The 3,420-nt window shown below is 64.3% G+C and carries 2 protein-coding genes; both read left to right on the top strand.

Going from position 1 to position 3,420, the window contains the following annotated elements:
• A partial coding sequence (locus ABD974_RS17140) for an FG-GAP repeat domain-containing protein (RefSeq protein WP_345304563.1) occupies positions 1-623 on the top strand: 623 nt, incomplete at its 5' end.
• Positions 624-923: 300 nt separating this feature from the next.
• The coding region (locus ABD974_RS17135) for a WD40/YVTN/BNR-like repeat-containing protein (protein WP_345304562.1) at positions 924-3,420 on the top strand (2,497 nt) is incomplete at its 3' end.

Raw genomic sequence — 3,420 nt, 5'->3', positions numbered from 1 at the left:
CGTCGGAGATCGGGACGCCGCCGAGCGGCTGGTCGGTGTTCGCGACGGCGGACGTGAACGGCGATGGCCGCACGGACCTGTTGTTGCGGAACGGGACGCTGCTGGCGTATTGGCTGATGAATGGCGCGACGGTGACGAACGGCGTGGTGGTGGGCGGTTCGATCGCGGGCTACCAGCCGACGTGGGCGGGCGACTTCAACGGCGATGGCCGGACGGAAGTGATCTACCAGAACGCTGCGGGGAACATGTGGCGGTGGCAGATCGGCGCGGACGGCAGCAGCGTGACGGTGAGCGAAGTGGGGACCCCGGCGAGCGGCTGGTCGGTGTTCGCGGTGGACGACATCAACGGCGATGGTCGGACGGACTACGTGCTTCGGAACGGGACGCTGCTGGCGTACTGGCTGATGGACGGTTCGACGGTGACCAGCGGTGTGGTGGTGGGCGGTGCGGGCGGGACGTACGTGCCTGCGCGGACGGGCGACTTCGACGGCGATGGTCGTGCGGAAGTGATCTACGAGAACCCGAGCCGGAACATGTGGCGCTGGGCGTTGCCTGTGGGCGGCGGTGTGCAGGCGAGCGAAGTCGGCACGCCGGCCACGGGCTGGACCGTCCTGACCTGGTAAGCGACCACCGGTCTCCGCCCGCGATGGGCGGAGATCGTGCGGCAGGGCGCTGCGAGGCGATTCCGGGGGCATGGAAAAAGCCGGCAATGCCGGTTTTTTTCATGGTCGTGCCCGGCGAAGGATCGGAGCGCCGCCTGCAGTTCCGGCAGGGCTTGAACAGCTCGCCCCGGCCGTCTCCGATCCCCCTGATCCTGATGCCCCGGTTTTTCCGATTCTTTCATAGTGATCCCACCCCGGCGGACCGGGCCGGGTCAAGCATCGATACCCGGACGACTTCGAACGACTTCACTGCAGGCGCTCATGAATACCAAGATCAACAGAACCGCCATCGCCGCCTTCGCGCTGACGATGGCCATCGTCGGGTCGCTCTATGCGGCTGCGAATCCCCTGGATGTACGCCTGCCCGAGCGCACGGCGAATCGTCCGCTCAAGCAGCACAAGAGCCCCGACAATCCCAGCGCCCGTGCCCGTTGGATGGACCAGTGGTACAACGAGAACTACGCGAACGAGAACGACGCAGGCGCCGGCGGCAAACCCCGCAGCGGTTCAAGGCGCGGTGGCGTCTGGTCCTACGACTACCAGCGCTTCATGATGGCCGCTGCCAAGCAGGAACGTCTGCGTTATGCATCGAAAATGCCGGTGTCCGGCACATCGAAAGCGATGATCGATCCGTCGGCGCCGATCTTCGCGCGCTCGCCGGCGAATTCCCTGACCCGCGATCTGCGCTGGACCAATCTCGGCCCGACCAAGGCCAATTCCAGCATCGCCGGCGGCTCAGTGCTCAGCGTCACCGACACCGGACGTGTCGTTGCGGTGGAGACGCATCCCGCCAATCCGAACATCATCTATGCCGCGTTCTCCGGCGGCGGGCTGTGGAAGACGATGGACGCCGGCGCGTCCTGGCAGGCCAAAACCGAGACCCTCGGTTCGCTGTCGGTGGGTACGGTTGCGCTCGATCCGAACAATCCGGACACGCTCTACCTCGGGTTGGGTCATGCCTTCAACGGTACCGGCCTGGGGATCGTCAAAATGACCCAGGGCGGCGATGTCTGGCAGGAGCCGGTCCTGCTCGGCGACTCGACTTCCGTCCGCAGCATCCTGGTGGCGCCTTCGAATTCCAACATCGTCCTCGCCGCCACGGATCGCGGCCTCTTCCGCTCCACGGATGCAGGCAAGACCTATGTCCGGGTTGCGCCCAACCCCAGCGCGATCAGTATTCCTGAAACCTGGTCGCTGGCCCATGCCGGCGGCAATACCATCCTGCTGTCGCTGGAAGCCGCTCCGGAAGGCATTGTCGATGCCCCGGGGTTCCGCAACGGCGAGATCTGGCGTTCGATCGACAATGGCGCCACGTGGGTGAAGGCGGAGAGCGCGAAGATTCCGCAGGGCCTGAACCGGATCACCCTGGCCTCCGCGCCGTCGAACCGCTCGATCCTGTACGCGCTGGCGTCCAAACCCCGGCCGACGACCGACCGCGGGCGCGACCTCGGCACGATCTTCAAATCAACCAACGGTGGCGCGACCTGGAGCCCGATGGCGACGGACCTCGCCGGCAACTACAAGGCCTACACCAATCCGAACGCCGACTACGATTCGATCGAGCAACTGTTCAATGGCCAGGGCTGGTTCGATCAGGCGGTCGTGATCGACCGCAACAATCCCGATATCGCCTATTTCGGCGGCGCCCAGCACGTCGCCAAGACAACGAATGGCGGCCAGACCTATTCCATCCTGACCTACTGGACCGCGGAATACGGTCTGCCCTACGTGCACTCGGATGTGCACTCGGCTCACATCTCCGCCAACGGCACCTTGTACCTCGGCACCGACGGCGGCATCTTCGCATCCGGCAACGGCGGCGCGAGCTTCACCGACGTCCTGAACGAAGGCATCGCATCGCATCTGATTTACGACCTCTGTTCGTCGCCCGCGAATCCCGATCGCATCCTGATCGGTCTGCAGGACAACGGCAGTCGACTGCGAGTCGGCAACACGGGTGTGTTCAACGAAGTCGTCGGCGGCGACGGGTTTGGTTGCAGCGTCAATTCCGTCAATTCCGATGTCATGTTGGCTTCGCTTTACTATTCGCGCATCCAGAAGAGTACCGATGGCGGCGCGACGTTCGTCCAGTCGTGCAGCGGCATCAACGAATGCGATAGTACCGATGCGCCGTTCAGGACCGTGATCGAACCATGGGACGGCGATGCTTCCGGCAACAGGCTGTACACCATCACCGACAAGAAGGCATACAGAAGCGAGGACTTCGCCAGCAGCTGGGTCGCGTTGGGCGTGGGCGGTCTGCCTGGCGATCACTTGCTTCGCAACATCGGTATCGCGAGGACCAGTGGCGCCACTCCGAACGACGACAGCGTCATCGGGATCGTCGCCAACGGCGGTCGCGTGTATCTCAGCATCAATACCGGCGGCACCTGGACGCAGGCAGGTACGTTGCCGAACAACGGCTTCTCGCTCAGCTCCATCGCTTTCGATCCGGTGGATCGGAACATCATCTATGTCTCCTCGGTTGCGCCGTTATCCCAATACAACCATCTGTGGCGCAGCACCGATTTCGGCGCGACATGGGCAACCATCGACAGCAACGGTTTCCCCGCTGGCATTCCGGTGAACCAGATCGTGGTCGATCCGACGGTGCGCACGACGCTCTACGCGGCGACGCACCTCGGCGCGTACCGCTCGCTGGACAGCGGCAGCAACTGGGAGCGTCTCGGCTCGTTCCTGCCGCTGGTGGAAGTGACCGACATCAGCGTGCTCGCCGACGGCAACCGTGTCCGTGCGG

The organism is Lysobacter hankyongensis (genome assembly GCF_039543145.1).
Lineage (GTDB): Bacteria > Pseudomonadota > Gammaproteobacteria > Xanthomonadales > Xanthomonadaceae > Lysobacter_I > Lysobacter_I hankyongensis.
This window is presented reverse-complemented; position numbering and strand designations above follow the sequence as displayed.